This window comes from Rickettsiales bacterium (genome assembly GCA_041396965.1).
In the GTDB taxonomy this organism is placed as follows: Bacteria; Pseudomonadota; Alphaproteobacteria; order Rickettsiales; family SXRF01; genus SXRF01.
Map to the genome: position 1 here is coordinate 402,834 of JAWKXN010000001.1, position 21,950 is coordinate 424,783.

19 protein-coding genes are annotated in these 21,950 nt (G+C 38.8%); 7 read left to right on the plus strand and 12 right to left on the minus strand.

Annotated elements, in window-relative coordinates; translation table 11 throughout:
- Window positions 1-8: 8 nt before the first annotated feature.
- The 11 genes from clpX to R3D71_02100 all read right to left on the minus strand — a co-directional run bounded on the left by clpX (window position 9) and on the right by R3D71_02100 (window position 13,365).
- Window positions 9-1,280, minus strand: coding sequence for an ATP-dependent Clp protease ATP-binding subunit ClpX (gene clpX / locus R3D71_02050; protein MEZ5690432.1), 1,272 nt, complete (start codon window positions 1,278-1,280; stop codon window positions 9-11).
- A 33-nt stretch (window positions 1,281-1,313) separates the two neighbouring features.
- Complete coding sequence (locus R3D71_02055) at window positions 1,314-1,805, minus strand: hypothetical protein (GenBank protein MEZ5690433.1); 492 nt, start codon at window positions 1,803-1,805, stop codon at window positions 1,314-1,316.
- Between the two features lie 32 nt (window positions 1,806-1,837).
- Window positions 1,838-2,452, minus strand: a complete 615-nt coding sequence (gene clpP, locus R3D71_02060; protein MEZ5690434.1) for an ATP-dependent Clp endopeptidase proteolytic subunit ClpP — start codon at window positions 2,450-2,452, stop codon at window positions 1,838-1,840.
- Between the two features lie 100 nt (window positions 2,453-2,552).
- Complete coding sequence (gene tig / locus R3D71_02065) at window positions 2,553-3,974, minus strand: trigger factor (protein ID MEZ5690435.1); 1,422 nt, start codon at window positions 3,972-3,974, stop codon at window positions 2,553-2,555.
- Between the two features lie 165 nt (window positions 3,975-4,139).
- Window positions 4,140-4,889, minus strand: a complete 750-nt coding sequence (locus R3D71_02070; protein MEZ5690436.1) for a hypothetical protein — start codon at window positions 4,887-4,889, stop codon at window positions 4,140-4,142.
- A 382-nt stretch (window positions 4,890-5,271) separates the two neighbouring features.
- Window positions 5,272-5,922: an outer membrane lipoprotein carrier protein LolA gene (locus R3D71_02075; protein ID MEZ5690437.1), complete on the minus strand. Its 651-nt coding sequence runs from the start codon at window positions 5,920-5,922 to the stop codon at window positions 5,272-5,274.
- Window positions 5,923-5,924: 2 nt separating this feature from the next.
- Window positions 5,925-6,275 carry a type II toxin-antitoxin system PemK/MazF family toxin gene (locus R3D71_02080; GenBank protein ID MEZ5690438.1) on the minus strand — a complete coding sequence of 117 codons (351 nt, stop codon included), beginning with the start codon at window positions 6,273-6,275 and terminating at the stop codon, window positions 5,925-5,927.
- On the minus strand, window positions 6,251-6,520 hold the full coding sequence (locus R3D71_02085; protein ID MEZ5690439.1) for an AbrB/MazE/SpoVT family DNA-binding domain-containing protein: 270 nt from the start codon (window positions 6,518-6,520) through the stop codon (window positions 6,251-6,253). The genes R3D71_02080 and R3D71_02085 overlap by 25 nt, the downstream gene beginning before the upstream one ends.
- Window positions 6,521-6,562: 42 nt before the next feature.
- Entirely contained in the window at window positions 6,563-8,965 is a 2,403-nt protein-coding gene (locus tag R3D71_02090) for a DNA translocase FtsK 4TM domain-containing protein (GenBank protein MEZ5690440.1), read from the minus strand.
- A gap of 118 nt (window positions 8,966-9,083) precedes the next feature.
- Window positions 9,084-9,887: an alpha/beta hydrolase gene (locus tag R3D71_02095; GenBank protein ID MEZ5690441.1), complete on the minus strand. Its 804-nt coding sequence runs from the start codon at window positions 9,885-9,887 to the stop codon at window positions 9,084-9,086.
- Window positions 9,888-9,933: 46 nt separating this feature from the next.
- Window positions 9,934-13,365, minus strand: a complete 3,432-nt coding sequence (locus R3D71_02100) for a hypothetical protein (protein ID MEZ5690442.1) — start codon at window positions 13,363-13,365, stop codon at window positions 9,934-9,936.
- 194 nt (window positions 13,366-13,559) lie between these two features.
- On the opposite strand from R3D71_02100, the gene R3D71_02105 reads away from it, so the two are divergent.
- On the plus strand, window positions 13,560-14,231 hold the full coding sequence (locus R3D71_02105) for a response regulator (GenBank protein ID MEZ5690443.1): 672 nt from the start codon (window positions 13,560-13,562) through the stop codon (window positions 14,229-14,231).
- 429 nt (window positions 14,232-14,660) lie between these two features.
- On the opposite strand, the gene R3D71_02110 is transcribed toward R3D71_02105, so the two are convergent.
- Entirely contained in the window at window positions 14,661-15,356 is a 696-nt protein-coding gene (locus tag R3D71_02110; protein ID MEZ5690444.1) for a helix-turn-helix domain-containing protein, read from the minus strand.
- A gap of 241 nt (window positions 15,357-15,597) precedes the next feature.
- Between R3D71_02110 and R3D71_02115 the strand changes: the two genes are divergently transcribed.
- Genes R3D71_02115 through R3D71_02140 form a run of 6 tightly spaced genes read left to right on the plus strand, consistent with a single transcriptional unit; the run spans window position 15,598 to window position 21,936 of the window.
- Window positions 15,598-16,233: a histidine phosphotransferase family protein gene (locus R3D71_02115; protein MEZ5690445.1), complete on the plus strand. Its 636-nt coding sequence runs from the start codon at window positions 15,598-15,600 to the stop codon at window positions 16,231-16,233.
- Between the two features lie 39 nt (window positions 16,234-16,272).
- Entirely contained in the window at window positions 16,273-19,101 is a 2,829-nt protein-coding gene (locus R3D71_02120; GenBank protein MEZ5690446.1) for a chemotaxis protein CheW, read from the plus strand.
- Window positions 19,101-19,589, plus strand: a complete 489-nt coding sequence (locus tag R3D71_02125) for a chemotaxis protein CheW (protein MEZ5690447.1) — start codon at window positions 19,101-19,103, stop codon at window positions 19,587-19,589. The genes R3D71_02120 and R3D71_02125 overlap by 1 nt, the downstream gene beginning before the upstream one ends.
- 15 nt (window positions 19,590-19,604) lie before the next feature.
- Window positions 19,605-19,994: a response regulator gene (locus R3D71_02130; GenBank protein ID MEZ5690448.1), complete on the plus strand. Its 390-nt coding sequence runs from the start codon at window positions 19,605-19,607 to the stop codon at window positions 19,992-19,994.
- Window positions 19,995-20,035: 41 nt separating this feature from the next.
- Window positions 20,036-21,127: a chemotaxis response regulator protein-glutamate methylesterase gene (locus tag R3D71_02135; GenBank protein MEZ5690449.1), complete on the plus strand. Its 1,092-nt coding sequence runs from the start codon at window positions 20,036-20,038 to the stop codon at window positions 21,125-21,127.
- Window positions 21,127-21,936, plus strand: a complete 810-nt coding sequence (locus R3D71_02140) for a protein-glutamate O-methyltransferase (protein MEZ5690450.1) — start codon at window positions 21,127-21,129, stop codon at window positions 21,934-21,936. The genes R3D71_02135 and R3D71_02140 overlap by 1 nt, the downstream gene beginning before the upstream one ends.
- The last annotated feature ends 14 nt before the right edge of the window (window positions 21,937-21,950 follow it).

Genomic DNA, 21,950 nt, shown 5'->3' on the forward strand with positions numbered 1-21,950 from the left:
AGTTTCTTTTAATTAGCTTTTTTGCTGCTAGTTTTTTGACCGGATTTAACCATTACCGGTGCCGCGTTATTTTCAATAACATCAGCGTTAATTATGACCTCTTCCAGATTTTCTTCACTTGGAACATCGTACATCAGGTCTAAAAGATGTTCTTCCAGTATCGCTCTAAGACCACGCGCTCCAGTTTTTCTTTCTATCGCTTTTGCCGCTATCGCTTTAAGAGCATCATCAGAGAAACGAAGACTCACGTTCTCCATTTCAAACAATTTTTGATATTGTTTTATAAGAGCGTTCTTAGGCTCAGTAAGTATAGATATAAGCGCTTCCTCATCCAAGTCGGTAAGGGTCGCTATTACCGGAAGGCGACCAACAAACTCCGGTATAAGACCGAACTTCAGCAGATCTTCTGGTTCAACTTGTGAGAATAATTTACCAATTTTCTCGTCTTCACTACTACGAACGTCAGCACTGAAACCAATTGCTGTTCCCTTGCCGCGAGAAGCGATGATTTTTTCCAGTCCAGAAAACGCGCCACCACATATAAATAATATGTTAGCGGTATCAACTTGTAAGAATTCTTGCTGCGGATGTTTGCGACCACCTTGCGGAGGAACAGAAGCCACCGTTCCTTCCATGAGTTTTAGTAATGCTTGTTGTACGCCTTCTCCTGACACATCACGGGTAATTGATGGGTTATCCGACTTGCGGGATATTTTATCTACCTCATCTATATACACGATACCACGCTGCGCTCTATCCACATTATAGTCCGCTGATTGTAGTAGCCTTAATATTATATTTTCAACGTCTTCACCCACATAACCAGCTTCGGTAAGAGTAGTAGCGTCAGCCATAGTAAAAGGCACATCCAATATTCTAGCGAGAGTCTGAGCAAGAAGTGTTTTCCCAGAACCGGTGGGACCAACAACCAGTATGTTTGATTTAGCAAGTTCTATATCAGAGCTTTTCTCAAGCAGTGATATTCTCTTATAATGGTTATGCACAGCGACGGATAAAACCTTCTTCGCCTGTTCCTGACCAATCACATAATCATTTAGCACTTTACATATATCGGCAGGTTTGGCTACCTCATCACCTTCTTTTGATAAAGTTCCCTTATCAGCGGCACGTATGATGTCCATGCACAACACAACACATTCATCACAGATGAATACGGTAGGACCAGCGATTAACTTGCGAACCTCATGTTCACTTTTTCCACAAAATGAACAATAACGGGTATTCTTCGTTTCTTTTCCACCACCGCCTGTTTTTGTCACCTGCTTACTCCGTCATTTTTCTATAGTTAACTATTACTTAAATATATGTTTTTTGAAATAATAAGCTATCTTTTCGGAAATACTACTCCCTGTATCTTCTTCTTCCGCCTCAGCCATTTTTGCTTTAATCTTTTCCACTTCTTCTCTTATATCCGCTTTTATGGCCGCGACATCAATACTTGACATATGATCTTGATAAATCCTGTCATAGGTCTCCTGTTCAAGCTTGCACAGCTTACCGTCTTGTCTGAAAATTATAGAGGCGATATTAAGCAAGTGAGCACGGTCCTGTTTGTCACTTATCTTTCCCCACACGTCATCTATTTTAACTCTGTTTGATAGATTATTAAGTAGATCGCCACGCTGTTCATCTGAAAACCAGATATAATTTTTTATAAAGTTCTGAAGTTTTTCTTCTTCCTTGCTGTCCATATTACCGTCTGCCCAAGCAAGAGCGATAGCTCCTTCCATAACAGCCATTTGACTATCAGTTGCTTTTGCGTCTTCTGTTTTACGCGCTTCCACTTACCACCTCTTTTATTTTGGACAATAACAGGTTATTTCTTTTTATCGGTCGCTGGCTCATCACCACGCTTTTCAATTATATGATCTACTATACCAAAATCTTTTGCCGCCTCGGCAGTCATAAAATTATCCCGCTCCATATTTTTTTCAACATGCGATAATTTCTGACCAGTATGTTTTACATATATCTGATTAAGGCGTGCTTTAAGAGATAGAATTTCTTTCGCGTGTATCTCTATATCGGTAGCCTGTCCAGAAAATCCACCAGATGGTTGGTGAATCATAATTCTTGAGTTAGGTAGCGAATAGCGAGATCCGGCCTCACCAGCAGCGAGAAGAAGCGAACCCATAGAAGCGGCCTGTCCAAAGCAAAGAGTTGATACTTTCGGTTTTATGTACTGCATAGTATCATATATTGAAAGACCGGAAGTAACTACTCCACCTGGAGAATTGATATACATGAAAATATCCTTGTCAGGATTTTCCGATTCCAAGAATAACAATTGAGCGCATATCAGAGAAGCCATATTATCTTCAACTGGACCCACCAAGAAAATAATTCTTTCTTTAAGCAACCGAGAATAAATATCAAAAGAACGCTCGCCACGACTAGTTTGCTCAATAACTATTGGCACCAGAGTATTCATAAAATTTTCTTGTATATCAGCCATTGTCTATCCTAATAAATATGAACCAATTGAAAAAAGACTATTTATCTAGCAGTATCCCTTAAAGGTTAACAAAGAATTACTGATCCGTTGTCTTTTTTGCTTTTGCCTTGCCGGTATTCGTTTTTTTCTTTGTTTCTGTTTCTTTTTTATCCTTTTTTTCTGCTTTTTCGCCAGCAGCCTCTTCATACTCAGCGTTTACCAGTTCCGATATAGCTACTTTGCTATCATTGAACTTAACCTTACCGAGTATAGAATCCACCGCTTTTTCCTCCAATATAGGACCACGCAGATTTTCTATATGCTGAGGATTTTTTCTGTAAAACTCAAATATTTGCTGCTCTTGACCTGGATATTGGCTTGCTTGCTGCATAACGGCTTGTGAGATTTCCTCACGACTTACCTGTATTTTCTCACGAGACCCTATTTCCGCTAGCAATATACCAAGCGCCACTCTGCGTCTTGCCACCTTTTGATATTCAGTTTTTAGCTCTTCCTCACTTTTATCTTTGAGCTCTTCATCACCACTATTTTTTGCTTGCTCTATCCTTTCCCATATGGTGCCGAACTCAGATTCCACCATGCTCTCAGGCAGTTCAAAATCAAACTTTTCTTCTAACTGGTCAAAAAGTTGCTTTTTAAGTAGGTTGCGAACAATATCATCAAACTCTTTGATGATTTGCGCGCGGACAGCCTCATGTAATTTATCAAGATTCTCAAAGCCTCTGGAAGTGGCGAATTCCTCATTTATCTCTGGCAACTGTTTTTCTTGAATAGCTTTTACGGTAACCGCGAATTCCGCTTGTTTTCCTTTAAGGTTTGCCGCTGGATAATTATCAGGGAATTTTACTTTTACGGTTTTTTCATCCCCCGCTTTACTACCAATAAGCTGGTCTTCAAAATTGTCAATAAACTGACCGCTGCCCAGCTCAAGGCTAAAATCCTCCGCGCTGCCTCCTTCAAAAGCGACACCATCTACACTGCCTTTGAAGTCTATTTTGACAACATTGCCTTTTTCCGCTTTGCTACCTTCTTTCATATCAACAAATACAGGATTGCGCTCGGCTATTTTTCTCTCCGCCTCATCAATATCATCCTGTGTTACCTCATAGGTTTTGCGCTCCAGTGTAATATCATCAAATACAAGCTCTGGAAGGTCTGGAAAAATCTCCAGCTCAACATTAAATGATAGATCGCCTTCATCCTTGTAATCTTTATCTATGTCAATCCTTGGTGTTATGGTCGGACGGAATTTATTGTTACTTATCAGCTCACCCACTGAATTTTTTACCACTTTATTTACGACATCATTATGAACCGCTTTGCCATATCTCTGCTGTAATATTTTCATCGGTATCTGACCGGAGCGGAAACCGGCGATCTTAGCGGTCTTGCCAAGCTCTTTCAGTTCATTCTCTTTTTGTGATTTAATAGAGTTTTCATCAATAGTGATTTGAAAGCTTTTTTTAAGATTCTTTGATTCCAGTTCTTTAACTTGCATGGCAACTCTCTTTTCTTATTGGTTATTTAGATATATATTATTTAGATATATAGTGTGTGATTTATACGTTTGCAGGGGAAGCTATACGTTATTTGTAAGAAAATAAAGTGTTTTTCTAATTTTGTTCTTGTTGCCGCATGGAAAAAATCAACAGGGGGGAATTTGCTATCTGCTAGGCATAAGGCTAGGGTCTAATTTGGCTGAATTCCTTGAAGGATTAGGACTGGTAAAGCTTCCTAAGCTGTCATCACCAATCTGTTGAGAATCGCCAAACTGGACGGTATTTCCATTTATAACCGCCATTTGTCCTTCTGTAATAGCCTGTTGCTGTGCCGTTTGTTGATTCTGAGGAGTATTGGTATTTGATTGTCCTTGACCTTGCTGCGCTGCCGGCGCGGGACCGCTTGCCGCCGGTGGGTTTCTTAGTTCTTCAGCCAATTGCCTGGCATTTACGCCATGTTTGCTAGCAAACTCGTTTATACGATCATTTTCTTTGCGTTCAGCCAGAATCTCTCCAAAGCTTCTATCCGAACGAAATGATTCTATGAAAGCATGAAAGATGTTTCCAAAGTTCCTGGCAAGGCTAAATATTCCGTCTATCATACCATTACCAAACGCTGAAAAAGTCTCAATAATTCCTCCAGCGGTTTTTAATCCTTCTTCACCACTATCCTTGCCTTCACCTTTAAGTATATTCACCTGTTCTTTAGTCCAGTCGGTTCTCACCCATTTAGCCGCTTGTTCATTTATCTTATCCCTCTCAGCTTGAGTGATACTTCCGGTTTTTCTCTCCGCTGCCTTTATCATAAGGCTGGCTCTGTCATCTTCTGCCTTAGACACAGCTTCAAAAATAGAATTAGGAGAGCCATTTTGGGCTTCCTCAACTAATTCCTTAAATCTTTTATCAATAGACATATTGCGTATCTGTCACCATCTTAATTTTAATATATTATCCAGACTAACACAGTTTGTTTGCATATAGTGTTAAAAGTTTATTACAATGAAAATTATTTTTTTAATAGAGCTGTCATAATTATAATATATTGAAAAATATATGTAAAATCTAAAATTATTGCTTTTGCTTTACTCCCCCCTCGCGGGGGAGTCAGAAATTTGGTGGTGAAACCATTCAATTTCTAGTGGGGGGTATGTGTAATTACTGTTATTCAGCATCCCACGACTCAATCTAAGTCCGTCTTGCTTAATGGCGGTGGCGCGACTTGATTTCGCCTGCTTCCTCACAATAGGGGGCGGATTTTAGTGTGTAATGATGGATTCCTTATCCATAGCTCTGGTTTTACAACCTCCTTAATGGCTTACGTGGGTCTTTGAATATAAACAGCTTATCATCAATTTTCACTCCAAATTTTGCCTTATTCAGAGAAACAGTAGTGGTTTTGCCGTTAGTGTCAGTGACTATCATATTGCGGATGAGTAGGGGGTTATTGGTAAATTCCAGAACTAGCTGACCTTCCTCTGGTTTTTCCCGTTGGGTAAGCCCGATGCGTACACTACCAGTGCTTTCCTCAAAAGATATTATACCAACCTCATCACCAAGAGAAATCTTCTCTTTGGCAAGAAAACCAATCAGCGTGGAATCCATTGGGATATGACTTATCTGCTCAAGCTCGTAATCATAATATATCAGTTCAAAACCATCAGCTATCATAAGTATGGGAATAGGCGGGTTATATTGCCAGCGCATCTTACCGGGGCGTTTTAAGAAAAATTTCCCGCTGGCAAGCCCTCCATCAGGTGCGGCTTGCACAAACTCAGAGGTGATTGTGGTAAGAGAGCTTAAATATTTCTCAACTTTAGCGATGGTAGCTTGATGAGGCGCAAGCTGTGATTCTTTAAGAAAAACTACCTCAGGTCGTGATACTTCTTCCGCTGCCACTGAAATTGGCATTACCATAAGCACAAAAAATATGATTGTTTTTTTAAGCATATTCATTCCGCGAACATTTCCTCAAGTTTTGCTAAAATTTCCTGCCTGTCTTTTCCTCTTATCATCTCTATTACATCACCAATCCGTGACTTATCAACAGTTCTCAGTTGGTCAAGAGCGATTTGTCCTTTTTTGCCTTTTATTTCTACGTTAGCCCTAAAGGGAAGACTTCTTTGGGTTGAAGTTATAGGAGCGATAATAACAGTACCTAAAAGTCTATTCATCTTATCTGGGGTAATGACCATACATGGGCGAGTTTTCTGCATTTCATGTCCAACTGCCGGATCAAGGGTTGTCCAGTAGACCTCAAACCTTTTGATGCTTCTAGCTATTCCCCGTCCGGCCATGTCCATTCTGTTTTATCAAACTCGTTTATCATATCTTCTGGCCACAACAACTCCGGCACACCATGTTTTTTTATATCTGCTTCTATCGCCTCCGCCCAGCCTTCACGCGGTTTGCGTTTAGGCTTTGCCAGCACCAAGTCACCATCTTCCACGCGCAAATCAACGCTGCCGTTAAAACCGCATTGCTTGAGTATGGCTTTTGGGATACGAATACCCTGCGAGTTGCCGATTTTGATAATATCCACCTTCATAGTAATTACATTGTAATTATTACGCCGGATAACGTCAAGTCTTTAATCCTCTTCACGTACTAAAATCTCACGTTTTCCAACATGGTTAGCAGGACCTATCACCCCATCTCTTTCCATTTGCTCAATTATAGTCGCCGCTCTATTATAGCCAATTTTCAGGCAGCGCTGAATATAGCTGGTAGAGGCTTTACGATCACGAGCGACAATAGCGACCGCTTGGTCATACATCGGATCAACCTCACCACCGCCATCAAGCATTCCCTCAGATTCCTCTTCTTTGGTGACATCCTCAATATAGCTAGGCTCACCCTGCGATTTAAGGTAAGAAACAACTTCCTCAACCTCACGATCGCTTACGAAAGGACCATGTACACGGGTTATCCGCCCGCCACCAGCCATATAAAGCATGTCACCTTGTCCCAATAACTGTTCGGCTCCTTGCTCGCCAAGAATAGTTCGGCTATCAATACGAGAGGTAACCTGAAAGCTGATGCGGGTAGGGAAGTTAGCCTTAATAACACCGGTTATCACATCAACACTTGGTCTTTGTGTCGCCATTATAATGTGGATTCCCGCCGCTCTCGCCATTTGCGCAAGGCGCTGAATAGAGCCTTCTATTTCCTTGCCCGCGACTACCATCAGATCCGCCATCTCGTCAACCACTACCACGATAAATGGTAGTTCTTCCATTTCCAGTGGCATTTCCTCTATAATTGGCTCTCCACTATCAGGATCAAATCCGGTTTGTACTTTTCTAGTAAGCTGATCGCCCTTTGCCCGCGCCTCACGGATTTTTTTGTTATAGCCCTCAATATTACGCACAGCGTGATTATTCATTAGCCGGTAGCGGTTTTCCATCTCCTTTACCGTCCATTTAAGAGCCACCACCGCTTTACCCGGTTCAGTAACCACCGGTGACAGCAGGTGAGGGATGCCGTCATAGACTGATAGCTCCAGCATTTTCGGGTCAATCATTATAAACTTACACTCCTCAGGCGTAAGGCTATAAAGCAAAGACATGATCATAGTATTTACCGCGACCGATTTACCAGAGCCAGTAGTACCAGCAACCAGAAGATGCGGCATACGGGCAAGATCTACTATAATCGGCTCACCTCCAATGTTTTTTCCAAGTGCCATCGGCAGTTTTGCCTGTGATGAGTCAAACTCATCACTTTCCAGAATTTCCCTGAAATACACAGTCTCACGTATATTATTTGGCATTTCTATGCCTATAGCGTTGCGACCTGGTATAACCGCGATACGGGTTGAGATAGCGCTCATTGAGCGAGCTATATCATCAGCAAGACCAATAACCCGTGAAGATTTTGTGCCAGCCGCTGGTTCTAGCTCATAGAGAGTCACTACCGGACCGGGGCGAATTTCTATTATGCTACCATTTACCCCAAAATCTTGTAACACTGATTCTAGTAGCTTGGCGTTTTGGGTAAGAGCTGATTCGGATAGGTTGTTTTTTTTGCTTCTCGGTGGTAGCTTTAATAGTTTTACGGAAGGAAGCTCATAATCGCCAAAATCCAACGAGAAATTGCTGTCATCTTTTTTAGGCGGTGATTTTTTTGGAGGTTGGGTCTTGTTTTTTTGTGTAACGCGCGGTTTGGACTTTACCGGCTCCTCATATTCTTCCTCGTAATCCTCATCGTCTTCATATTCCTCATCATCTCTTCTAAATCTATCAAACCATGACGCTATTCTTTCCCTAAAGGTAGGAAGATAACCACTGCCTTCTTCCTCTTCATATTCTATTTCTTCTTCATACTCATATTCCTCAGTTTCACCTCTTCTTTGTATTTTATTATATATAAATGATAAAACGATGGATACGGTGTATGATAATTTATCATATATAGTAGTGAATATATTCTTCGTAAGATGGGCAAGACCTTTCCATTCTGTCCAGCTCATACCAAAAGATAAAGAGGCGGTGACAATCGTTATAGATGCTACGGTAGTAGTAAATAGGATATTCTTAAACGGCTGAAATAAAATCCTCTCATATATGAGAGAGCCAATAGATCCACCAAATCCACTACTTATCGGCCAAGAAAGAGGAGGCTCTATTTTAGAAAGTACAGTCGCAGAAAGGACAAGTGTTACTAATAACAAAGATATACGCATCCATAAAAATGATATACTATATCCCTTTATTATTTTTACTCCCCACACTAGCGGTACCAGAACAACAAAGGCGCTGGCAAGGCCAAGAAGTTGTAAGCAAAGATCCGAAATTAAAGCTCCGCTATACCCACCCCAGTTAAGTACCGGATCTGACGTTGATTTGTTAAGTGAAGGGTCAAGCTGGTTGTAACTTATCAGGCACATCATCACAAACAATGAGGCTATACATAACAAACAACCGCTCAGTATTCCCAGCGGGTGTACCGCTTCTTCTTCATAATATTCTTGGTAATTTACTCGTGAACCCATTTAATTGATCTTTTATTCTATTGTTTCTTATTTAAGATTTTTTATAGAGGATTTTAGTTAACACAATATTATCGCCATATAGCTCATTGTAAAGTCATATGACATATATTTTAGTGATTTAATCAGAGAGATTGTATTCTTTTAGGAATCTCATTATCTCTTCAGCTACTTTTCCGCTATCAAAATTATTGTGACCAACATCATCAAAAAATATAGCTTTTTTAGGTTGAACGGCTTCCTTTAGCAAGGTTTCCGAGTGATAAGAAGGTATCACCTCGTCTTGTTTGCCATGTAAAATAAGCAGTGGACAATTTATTCTGTCTATTCTTGATATTGAGTTAAATTTATCAAGCATCACCAAATTTACTGGGAAGAAGAAATATATCTCAGAAGCTCTTTTTATCGCTGATATATAAGGAGCTTGCAATATAACCGCTCCTACGTCGTATTCTGAGGCTATTTTCGTTGATACTCCCGTACCTAAAGATTCTCCATATATTATTATTTTATTAAGTGGTAATCTCATTGATTCGTTTAAGAAATATATAGCCGCTCTAGCGTCTTTATATAATCCTCGCTCACTCGGGTTGCCTGCACTTTTCCCATATCCTCTGTAGCTTACAGCTAGCACTCCCAGCCCGTGATTGGTAAGCGCCGAGTATATTCCAGCGCGGTTTCCCATATGTGAGGCGTTGCCGTGAAAATAGACTATTGTCGGTTTATTGTCTTCCGCTGGCTTGTACCATAATTGTATGGAAATATTATCATCTGTTTTTACAAAATACTCGTGAAAGCCTAAAAGACCATATTGTTCTGGCTCACCTATATTTCTATCAGGGATGTACAGCAGTTTCCTCTGAAATACGGCAACTACGGCAAGAACAATTAAATATATCGCTATTAATGAATATAAAATACGCATCCGTATATACTAGCAGAACGCATTGTTACTTTCATCATATTATCCACTATTTGACAAAATTTAATTGTTTATCTAGCAAGCTTATTGCCTCATTTTCAATAGGGCAGGCGGCTGGTCGTTTACCCTTATTAGTAGATTGTTTTAGAAAGCTTTCGCACTCAAGATCACATGCTCTTGCTAATATTGCCGCATTTTTTGAGTTTTTAGCGGAATGGCGAGCCAGCGCGCATTCTTTAGCGCGGCGTGATAATTTGGTAACTTTTGGTAAATTGCCAATCTTAGTGGGTGTTTCGCCATATTGAGGTATTATGATAGAATCGCCACCAGCGGCAGGCGATAGTGAGGCGAACTTTTGTTCATTGCCATTTTTGCTGGAATTATTATTTGTATTGTTATCGGATGTAACACTCTTTTTTGTTGAGTTGCTCTGATTATAAACAAAACTATTATTTTCATTATTAGTATTATTGCCACCATCACTTTTGCCGAATATATTCTCATTTAATATTTCTATGGACGGTTGGGTAACATTATTGCTTTTACCATTTTGGTCAGTGACGTTATTATTAGGGCTAGATGTCCTATTTACATTTCTTTCCACTACAAGAATTTCCTGATTTTTTTGAATATCAGATTTAGCGGAGTTAGAAAGTTTTTTTGTATCTAACGATGCTCTTGTTAGTGGCGCGTTATTTGCCAGTGATTTCTCATTGGTAGATATATTATCAGAAGTATTTTTATTGTCTCGGATTTTATTTTTTTCTTGGTTGCTAATTACAGAGAGTACGGTTCTATCACCACGTTTATCTTTGCCAGCGATTTTTAATTTGTCATTTCTATTATTGTTTATGGCGGTTTGTGTTTTTCTACTATTTAGCTCATTAACATCATTTTTGTCTTTATTTTGTCCTTTACGTAAAGCATTCTGATATTGGGTAGGTTGTTTATTACCTTTATTTTTAGGCGCTTCCAAATTCTGGTTTGCTTGTTTTGTTTCTAGTTCATCAAGATTTTTACTAAAAATTGGTTGATATTGAGTCGGTCTATGGTTGACATCTTTCGTTGTTTCGCTGCCTACTGGGTTCTGTCCATTATTTTTAGTAGTTCTTGGTTGTCTATAGACTATATCAGATCTGTTATCACCACTAACCAAGTGTGTTTCATTTTCTTTGAAGCTATTATTTATCCTATCTAAACTAGTATCCTTTCCTCCAGCCGCTGGGCTATATTGAGAAAGTCTTCTCGCCTCTTTCTGTTGACTTTGTTGCCTGCGTTCAGCGGTGGTAAGAGGTCTTCTGTCGTTGTTATTGTCATCTACATATCGCTGACCAGCTATTATTGGCTGATATTGCACTATCTTGGATTGCTTAATATTCTCTCTTTGGTGTTGCCTGCCAGATGATTGTTTTGCCGCGTCCTGTTTTCTTTTTTCATCTCTTGTAGAAATAGTTTTATCTCTATTTCTATTTTTGTTGGTCAAATCACTGTGTTTGCTATCAGTATTATTTGCCAATATTTGTTTCTCTTTTGTTTTTGTGCCCTTATTTATGCTTCTACTTGTGGCAGTTATATTAGAAGAGTCATCAGCCGTTTTTATTTTTTCCATAACTCTCGGCTGTCTGTGCACTATATCAGATCTGTTATCACCACTAACCACATGTGTTTCATTATCTTTGAAGCTGTTGTCTTTACTTCTATCCGCGCTACTTCTAGCCGTTTTATTATCTCTTCCTCCCGCTGCTGGGCTGTATTGAGATAATCTTCTTGCTTCTTGTTTTTGATTTTGCTGTTTGCGCTCAGCGGTAGTAAGCGGTCTTTTATCGTTTCCATTATCATTTATACGTTGCTGACCAGCTATTATCGGCTGATATTGCACTATCTTGGATTGCTTAATATTCTCTCTTTGTTGTTGTCTGCCAGATGATTGTTTTGCCGCGTCCTGTTTTCTCTTTTCATCTCTTGTAGAAATAGTTTCATCTCTATCTCTGTTTTTGTTGGTCAAATCATTTTGTTTGCTACCAGTATTATTCGCCAATATTTGTATTTGTTTTTCTCGTGCTTTTGTATCCTCATTTATACTTTTATTTGTGGCGATTATATCGGAAGAATCATCATTTGTTTTTACTTTTTTTACAACTCTTGGCTGTCTGTTGACTATATCAGACCTTCTTTCATCACTAACTACACGTGTTTCATTATCTTTGAAACTGTCTCTATTTCTATCCGCGTTACTTCTAGATGTTCCATTGTCTCTTCCTCCCGCTGCTGGGCTGTATTGAGAAAGTCTTCTTGCTTCTTGCTGTTGATTTTGTCGTCTGCGCTCAGCGGTGGTGAGTGGTCTTCTGTCATTGTTATTGTCATCTACATATCGCTGACCAGCTATTATTGGCTGATATACCGGTTGGTTTTCTCTATCACTTTTTTGCTGTTTATTGCTTGCTTGTCTAGGTGTTTTCTGCTCGCCACGCTTTGCTGTTACGGTGTTACGACTATTTTCTATCCTTTGCTTATCTGAATTATTCTGTTTTACATTATTTCGATTGTCTTTAGTAATTCTTGGCTGTCTGTGCACTATGTCTGATTTGCTCTCACCACTAATCACATGTGTTTCATTATCTTTAAGGCTGTCTTTACTTTTATCCGCGCTACTTCTAGCCGTTTTATTATCTCTTCCTCCCGCTGCTGGACTGTATTGAGATAATCTTCTCGCTTCTTGCTGTTGATTTTGCTGCTTGCGTTCAGCGGTGGTAAGCGGTCTTCTGTCATTGCTACTGTCAGCTTTGCTAACAATTATAGGTTGCTGTTCTGTAGCGTTTGTTATCTTTCGTCCTTGCTGATTTTGTGTGCTGGTGGTCTGTCTTGTTGTATTTTCTTTACGTTTTTTTGTAACAGCCGGTTGTTTGCGTACATTATTTTGTTGGTTATCCGCTTGATTATTATTCTGATTATTATTAGCGGTTGTAATCAATCGTTGAGTATCTTTATCTTTTTCTCTATCATTTTGAGACTTTTGGATTTCTTTTTCCTGTTTCTTGGTAACACTCTTACTTTCCTGTGTGGTTTTTCTTTTATTATTTTCTACCGGTGTTTTTCGTTCTTGTTTGTTGTCTCCATTATTCGTTATAGGTAGAACAGCCGCTGACCTAGCCGCGTTACCAGCTTGCCCACCATTTTTCGCTAGTTGCTGTTTAGTAGTTTTTTTAATACCACTCGGTATATCCCAGCCATGCCTTGCCATACAGTCACTAAACAACGCCACCAATTGTTTTTTTTGTTCTCTTTTGCTAATGTTAGTTGTTATTTTTTTTAGAGCTGCCTGTAGATTATCCTGTGCTTCACTACGACAATTATCTCTCATTTCAACATAGTCATTCTGTATGGCTGTTTGTTCATCACAAAGGAAATAACAGCGCCACCGGTAGCCTGAGGACATAATAGCTATCAATAATAAAAATATTATTCGTAATTTATAACTCATAAATTTAACCCTTTATTAACTATTGTTATTAACATTATTTAGTATAGAATGCAGCAAAAAAATATTTAAGGCGCATTATAAAATTGTTGATTGTATAAATATAATTATATACAATTTGTGGTGGTTTAATTTTTATAACTGTACTATTTAGATATAGATAATTTGTAATTCATTCATTATTTTTGGAAAAACATATGGTTAGTAACATTTTAGTTATTGATAGTGGAGATATTCAAAAAATTTTAGAGAAAAAATATATAAATAATAGCTCTAATTATAAGATACTTACGGCTAAAAACTCAGTAGACGCTATTAGCTCTGTGGTGTCTTTGGAGTCGCTTATAGCGTTAATGATTATAGATGTGACTTATTTTGGGGCGGGAAGTGTTGATTTAATTCAGGCCATCAGGCTCTATAGTTCTAAAATTCCAATAATAATTATTACTGAATATGGAAACTATGAATTCGCTCTTGACGCTATAAATAAGGGAGCCAATGATTTTTTAACCAAGCCAATTTCTATAGATAGGCTTTGGCTTTCAATTAGGAATTCGCTTAAAATATCCAATTTATATAGAAAAATTGAGCAGTTAGAAAAAAGACTAAAATCTGATGGTATAAATAGTGGCGGTGATAATGTAACTCATTTGTATAGCGTTTCTTCTTTATTGGACAAGGAAGGCAAGATAAAAAAGCTTCGTATATTAGAGGAAGACGCTATTCGTTATGCTCTTGGGGCTTGTGGGGGTTCAATGAGTAAAGCAGCGCGTAGTCTAGGGATAGGGCGTTCTACTCTATATCGTAAGGTAAGTGAGTTGGATAGACATAGTAATAACAATAATTATCTAAATCATTTGGTAACTTGATTGTGATTAAAGAAGGTTTTCTGTTTAGGACAACATGGTTGCGATTTACGACTATAGTAGTTTAACTTTATTTTCCCCCATGAAAATAAAGTTATTTCGCTCCCGCTACGGGACTACTGTCCCTCACACCTGTCTCGCTGTAGCGCGCAAACGCAAAGGCGGATGGAGCACAGATGAAGGATAGCACGACCTGCTGGAAATTTTTATATATCATCCCCGTGAAAATCTACTGATTTTCAATGGGACATTGCTCAGGGCTGGCACGACCTGCTGGTCGTGCTTCTCGCTTAGCTCAGTGGCGTAAAATCAATGCTCTTACGCATTGATTTTGATAGTCATTTGCGGTAAAAATTACCTTAAATGACTATAGCTGTTAGTCAACTTAATTTTTAGAGAAGAAGTCAAATGGAAAGGCTATAAATTTAGCTATTATATTATACGGGATAAATGTATTACTCTGCCAATTACTGATATATCTTTTATGTGGCATTCATAAGTAAGGTAATTTGAGTTATCAGATATTATACGAATATGTTCATTATTAGGCTGTCCTATGTATTCCAAGCGTTTTGCGATCATTCCTATACCATCTGATATCACGAATATGCCAGGAGGAGTGGGTTTTTTATCGTCTGTATTTATCAATATAAAGTCATTTTTTGTCAATGTTGGAAGCATTCCATCATCATTAATTATAGATGCCCGTATGTTTTCTGTGTAAACCCCTAACTTTTCGTCTGCCCAATTTTTATTTATAAGGTACGGTATTTTTAGTGATTTTTCATATTCTGTGGTATTTTTTATGTTGTTTGTAAATTTTATTTCTGCGTAATTGTTTTTTCCACTTTTTACCCCATCACGTATAGAGTCATTATCAATTCCACTTATTAAATAAGTAAGGCTTATATCCAATATATTAGCTATACGAACCAATTTTATGGTAGAGGGATTATTGGATTTTCCGCTTATTATGTCGTATATAAAGGAAGCCAGAACATCGGAACGCCTCGCTAGTTCTGTAACAGTCATTCCATTTTTTTTTATTTCAGACTTCAACCTAATTCCTATGCCAGATCCGGTGTTAGGCATATTAATGTTACTGTTATATTCCACGCTTTCCGTCATTTTTGATCAAGTCTATTTGTATAAAGTGTCTCATAAAACCTAAATTATTCTAAGATTTTATAGTCATATATAACTCATATTTTACTAAAAATTTATTTAATTTATTTGTTAGAGGTATCTCATAATTATTTTGGTACAGTTTTTATTTTATAATGCAATTTTTATTTACTAAAAATTTATTTTTATAAGCGATAGTTATTTATACTTTTTGCTGCAATTAACTAGAATATAAGAAATTTTAATGATTGACGATATAAATATAGCGGAGCTGCTATGTACGCGCTTGTGTCACGATCTGACAGGACCGATAGGTGCTGTGAATAATGGAGCGGAATTTTTAAGTGAAGAGGGATTTGACTTGAAGGGGCAGGCTGTTGATTTGATAGTAAGTAGTGCTTTTTCCGCCGTAAGTAGGCTGCAATTTTATCGTATGGCTTACGGTAATATAAAAAATAGTGGAGAAGCTAATCTTGCCGAAAAACGCAAGGTAGCTGAGGATTTTTTTGTTGGTAGCGAGATAACGTTAGACTGGCCTGATGCTCATGCTGATGCTTCTGGCGTTTCCGTAAGCTTCAGGATGGTGCGTTTGATCTATAACCTGATTATAATTCTTTCTTCATCCTTGATAAGAGGTGGAAGTGTTTCGGTGAGAATGGGTAAGGATGAGCTGTCGCGAAAGAACATTACTGTTCATGCTAAGGGTGAAAGTATGAAGTTTAATGAGGAGGTTGATGAGGTTTTGCTTGGCGAGTCATTTGATGGAGAAATAACTCCAAAAAATGTTCAGTTATATTTAACTAGGAGATACGCGAAAGATTTGGGTGTTGTTCTTGAGTGTAAGAAAGATAATGGGTTGATTTTTAAGGTAGTGCAGTAAGATTTTTCTGCACATTAATATTTATAATTAGGTGTTGTTATGGATGATTTGATAGTAGAATTTATAACTGAGACAAGTGAGAGCCTTTCTACTTTAGACCTTGAGTTGGTGAAGTTGGAAAAAAATCCTCAAGATGATGAGATATTGGGTAATATCTTTAGGATTATGCATACAATTAAGGGTACTTGTGGGTTCCTCGGGTTGCCGCGTCTTGAGCACGTGGCCCATGCTTCTGAGAATGTATTGGGAAAAATAAGAGATAGAGAGCTAGAAGCTAGTTCTGATGCTGTGACAATAATATTGGAGTCACTTGATAATATTAAAAGACTTATAGATTATCTTAGTGAATATGGTGAGGAAGAAGCGGGAAGTGATAGTGATCTTATAGATCGTCTTAATAAATTCGCTGAAACAGGGGTTATTGACAATTCTAGTTGTGGTTCAGTCACTTCTAATTCTGAATCTCAGGCGAAAGACAATGTTGTTAATGATGACTCTATAGCGAGTGGTGATGATTTCCCTCATTTCAAGGGTGAAGATGATCCGAGCATAATAGAGGCTCTGGAACGTATGGCTGCTGAAGAAAAAGCTTCTAAATTAGGAGAGAACTCTTCTCCGAGTGATGTAACCGAGTCTGATAATACAGGAGATATTAGTATGGAATCTATGTCATCTTCAGATCAGCATGAAGAAGCTGTTAATGACTCATTTGAAAATGATGAAGCCATTTCTGTTGTAAAGAATGGTAAAGCGCCTAAATCTGAAGAAGAAAATATTAAAAAACAGCCAACGGCTAAAAGTGGTGAATCTGTACAGAGTATACGTGTTGGTATAGATGTGCTTGAAAGTCTCATGCAGATGGTTAGTGAGTTGGTTCTTACTCGTAATCAACTTATGCAAATAGTGCGCATGAAAGACGATAAAGAGTTAGTGACTCCTTTACAGCAGTTGAGTCATATCACTTCCGAATTACAAGAAGGTGTGATGAAAACAAGGATGCAGCCTATAGGTAACGGTTGGTCTAAATTCCCTCGTCTCATTCGTGACTTATCTATTGACTTAGGGAAAAAGATTGATTTGAAGATGGTTGGTGCTGATACCGAACTTGATCGCCAGCTTTTAGATGTAATTAAAGATCCACTTACCCACATGGTGCGTAACTCCTGTGATCATGGACTAGAAACCCCTGAGGAAAGGAAAGCCGCCGGCAAGAGTGAAGTCGGTACTGTGAGTCTTTCCGCTTATCACGAGGGTGGTCACATTATAATAGAGATTACTGATGATGGTAGAGGAATAAATATAGATAGGGTAAAAAAGAAAGCTATAGCTAATGGTATAGCGACTGAGGAAGAACTTTCCAGTATGAGTGAAAAACAGATAGCACAGTTTGTTTTTGCTCCGGGGTTTTCTACGGCTGAAAAAGTTACCAGCGTTTCCGGTCGTGGTGTTGGAATGGATGTTGTCAAAACTAATATACAAAAGATTGGCGGGACTATAGATCTAGAAAGTAGATTTGGTAAGGGATCAAAGATAGCCGTTAAAATACCGCTTACCCTTGCGATAGTTTCAGTGCTCATTGTGGAAGCGCAGGGTCAGAAGCTAGCGGTGCCGCAAATAAATGTTATTGAGTTGGTAAGAGCCGCTCCTGGTTCAGGAGTTGAATTGGAAATGATTAATGATTCATTGGTAATGCGCTTGCGTGATAAGCTTCTACCACTTGCTGTGATGACAGAGGTTCTTGGTTTCTCTTGCGATCATAACGAGTTGATTAATAGAGAGGCCTACATAGTGGTCTGTAGAGTCGGTAGTTACGATTTTGGCATACTGGTTGATAAAGTGTATGATACTGAGGAGATTGTAGTTAAACCTGTTTCAGATATTTTGAAAACCTTATCAATTTATTCCGGTAATACCATTCTTGGTGATGGTAGTGTTATAATGATACTTGACCCAAATGGTATAGCTAGAACTATTAGTAGTACGGATATTGGAGCTAAATCTGAAGATGTTGATGTGGTGCAGTCTATGGAATCATCACAAAATACCATTGGTTTCCTATCATTTACGCTTGGTGATGGCGCGCCTAAAGCTGTACCTCTTGAGCTTATATCGCGTCTTGAGGAGATTAATGTAAAAGACATAGAGGTGGCTGGTGACAAGCCCGTTGTTCAATATCGCGGCGATTTAATGCGTCTTATAACTCTGGATGACGATTTTTCAATGCCTGATAATGGAGCTGTAGATGTAATAGTATTTGGTTATGATAAAAAGGTCATTGGTCTAGTGGTAGATGAAATAGTTGATATTGTTCAAGCACCATTTGATATAAAGCTTTCATCTAAAGACGCTAAACGTCAAGGCTATCTTGGTAGTATGGTCATCTTAGGTAAAACCACCGATATAGTTGATATAGGTTACCTGCTTTCTGACCTTGTTGGAGAGGTGGTAGCTGACAGTAACTCTATAGGCAAACAGCAGGCTGAGAATAAGTCAATTCTACTGGTAGAGGATAGCCCATTTTTCCGTAACCTCACAGTCCCGATGCTTTCAGCGGTAGGTTATAACGTTAGTGTAGCAGAAAATGGACGCGATGCCCTCAATATACTTTCCAAACAAGACAAGAAATTTGATGTAATAGTTACTGATATAGAAATGCCGGTTATGGATGGGTTTGATTTTGTTTCCGCATGTCGCAATAATACCAACATTAATGGAACTCCGATTGTCGGTTATACTGCTTCTCTTAGTAGCGAGGTTGTGCAGCGCAGTAAGGAAGTCGGTATGAATGACTGTATAGTCAAAACGGATCGTCCTGGTTTGCTTGGCTCTATCGCGCACTGGGTTCTTGGTCATAAGGAGGTTGCGTAATGAATACTACACCAAATATTGATGCCGCAGGCGCATCTTCTGTTGATTACGGGATTTTAGCTTCTGACGCGCACATGTATGTTACTATGCGAATAGATCAGCAGTTATTTGGAATACCTGTTGGAAATGTTCGTGATGTGTTACGTAGGCAGAAAATAACCTCAATACCTCTTTCAGCATCAGAAGTTGAGGGCACTCTTAATCTGCGCGGTCGTATCGTAACCGTAATAAATCTTCGTCGCCGCCTACGTCTTGTAGAAAAAGAAGAAGATGAAAAGAGTATGTTTGTGGTTGTTGAACATAGGGGACAGCTCTATAGCCTTATGGTTGATAGTGTAGGCGAGGTTATGACAGTGCCAAGCCACGCCATTGAGAAATCACCGACTAATCTTGGTGGAGCTTGGAGAGAGGTAACTACAGGTATTTACAAGCTAGAAGGAGAGCTTTTGGTAATTATTGATGTAGAATCCATGATTTCTAACAAATAGATAAAGAGAAGAAATATGTTGTCATGCCTTGTAGTTGATGATTCTAAAGTTGTTCGTAAGCTGGAGCGCAGCATTATGGAAGATATAGGATTCGTAGTGTTTGAAGCTGAAGATGGCAAAAAGGCTGTAGAGCATTGTGGTAAACCAAAATCTGATGAAGGTGGAATGCCGGATCTTATTTTATTGGATTGGCATATGCCGGTAATGAATGGGTTGGAATTTCTTAAAGAGCTTCGTTCTATGCCTGACGGCGATATTCCAAAAGTTATATTCTGTACAACAGAAAGTGAAATGACCAATATTATGAAGGCTCTTGAGCTAGGAGCCAACGAATATATTATGAAGCCTTTCGACAGTGAGATTATTAAAGGTAAACTTGATCAAATAGGAATAGATTATAGTTAGTTTATCCTATTCTGTTTATTTGTTTTATAGAAAGGTTTTCTGTGTCCGTTAGGGTTTTATTAGTTGACGATTCTGCTGTTATACGCGGTCTTATGTCTAAGGCGCTATCGAGAGATAGCTCTATAGAGATTGTAGAGGCGGCTTCTAGTGGCGAGATGGCTATAGGTATGGCTAGTAAATTAAAGCCTGATGTCATCACTTTAGACGTTGAAATGCCTGGTATGAATGGTCTTGACGCTTTGCCGCTCTTGCTTAAGGCGTCTCCTAGCAGCAAAGTTATAATAGTATCCACTCTCACTAAAGCTAATGCTAGTATAAGTCTTAAAGCTCTGTCGCTTGGGGCTACTGATTATCTAATGAAACCTTCATCGCGTGATGGCAATGAGGTTGATGTATTTTATCGTGATTTAATAGCTAAAGTAAAAGCTCTTGGAAAATCAGTTCATCTTTCTACGACCGCCGCTATCGCCAAAGCAGGAGAACAGGTAGAAAAAAAGGCAATTCCAAAAATAGAATTAGTCTCATATAATAATATTCCTCTTAGTGTATCTGGAGTGCGTGCGATAGCTATAGCTTCATCTACTGGTGGACCACAAGCTTTGGTGACGTTATTTGAATCTCTGAAGGGGCATTTACTCAAATTTCCAATTTTCTTAACCCAACATATGCCTCCTACATTTACGACTTTACTAGCGGAGAATCTAACAAAAATTTCTGGTCGTCCGTGTATTGAGGTAAAGGGTGGTGAAGTAGTTGATGCTGGGAATATTTACCTAGCGCCTGGTGATTATCATATGGTTGCGGAAAAAGGTAAGGATGATACGGTTGTTATAAAAATAAATCAGGAAGCGCCAGAAAATTTTTGTAGACCAGCCGCTGACCCTATGATTCGTTCACTAAGCAAAATTTATAGTAATAAGTTAGTTGTACTGGTGTTAACAGGTATGGGGCAGGATGGTTATCTTGGTTCTAAGATAGCTGTGGAAAATGGTGCTAGTGTGATAGCTCAAGATGAGGCAAGCTGTGTTGTGTATGGTATGCCCAAGGCGGTTGTTGAGAATAAATTATGTAGAGCGGTATTGCCACTGAATGAAATAGGTGGATACCTGATAAAGCAAATAGAGGGAAGGTAATGCAGGCTCAGGATTTTCAATATTTGGCGGATATTCTTAAAAAACGTTCAGGGTTAGCGCTTACTGATGATAAAGCGTATTTGATTGAAAGTCGTTTGTTGCCGATAGCTCGTGCTCATAAATTACAGGATATAAAACAATTATGTGATTTATTGCGTTTACGTCCTAACGAGTCGTTGTTAGTTGAGATAACTGAGGCGATGACTACTAATGAGTCATCATTCTATCGTGATATAAAGCCTTATGAGGCTCTTCGTAAGATAGTTTTTCCTATGCTTATGGAACGTCCTAACGCCGCTAAGAAATTACGGATATGGAGTGCCGCTTGTTCCACCGGTCAAGAGCCTTACACAATATCCATGTGCATCAAGGAGGACTCTAAGCTTATTGGTTGGAATTTTGATATAGTAGCGACAGACTTGGCTAGTAAAGTGGTAAATAGAGCAAAAGAGGGTTTGTACTCGCAATTTGAGGCTCAGAGAGGTCTTCCTATTCAGATGCTGGTTAAATATTTTACCTCGATGCCTGATACCTCATGGAAGATAAAAGATAATATCCGCTCAATGGTAGAGTTCAAGCTTCAAAATTTATTAGAAAGCTATATAACTCTCGGAAAATTTGATATTATCTTCTGTCGTAACGTGCTTATTTATTTTGATGAGCCAACTAAGGCGGAAATAACCGCTAAAATGGCTAAGTCGCTTAACGAAGGTGGAGTGTTTATTATCGGTTCAACCGAAAGTCTTGTTGACCCTAAAGGACAATTTAGTGAAATTCCCGATTTTCGTGGTGCTTATAAATTAAAATAAACATCAAAAGATTA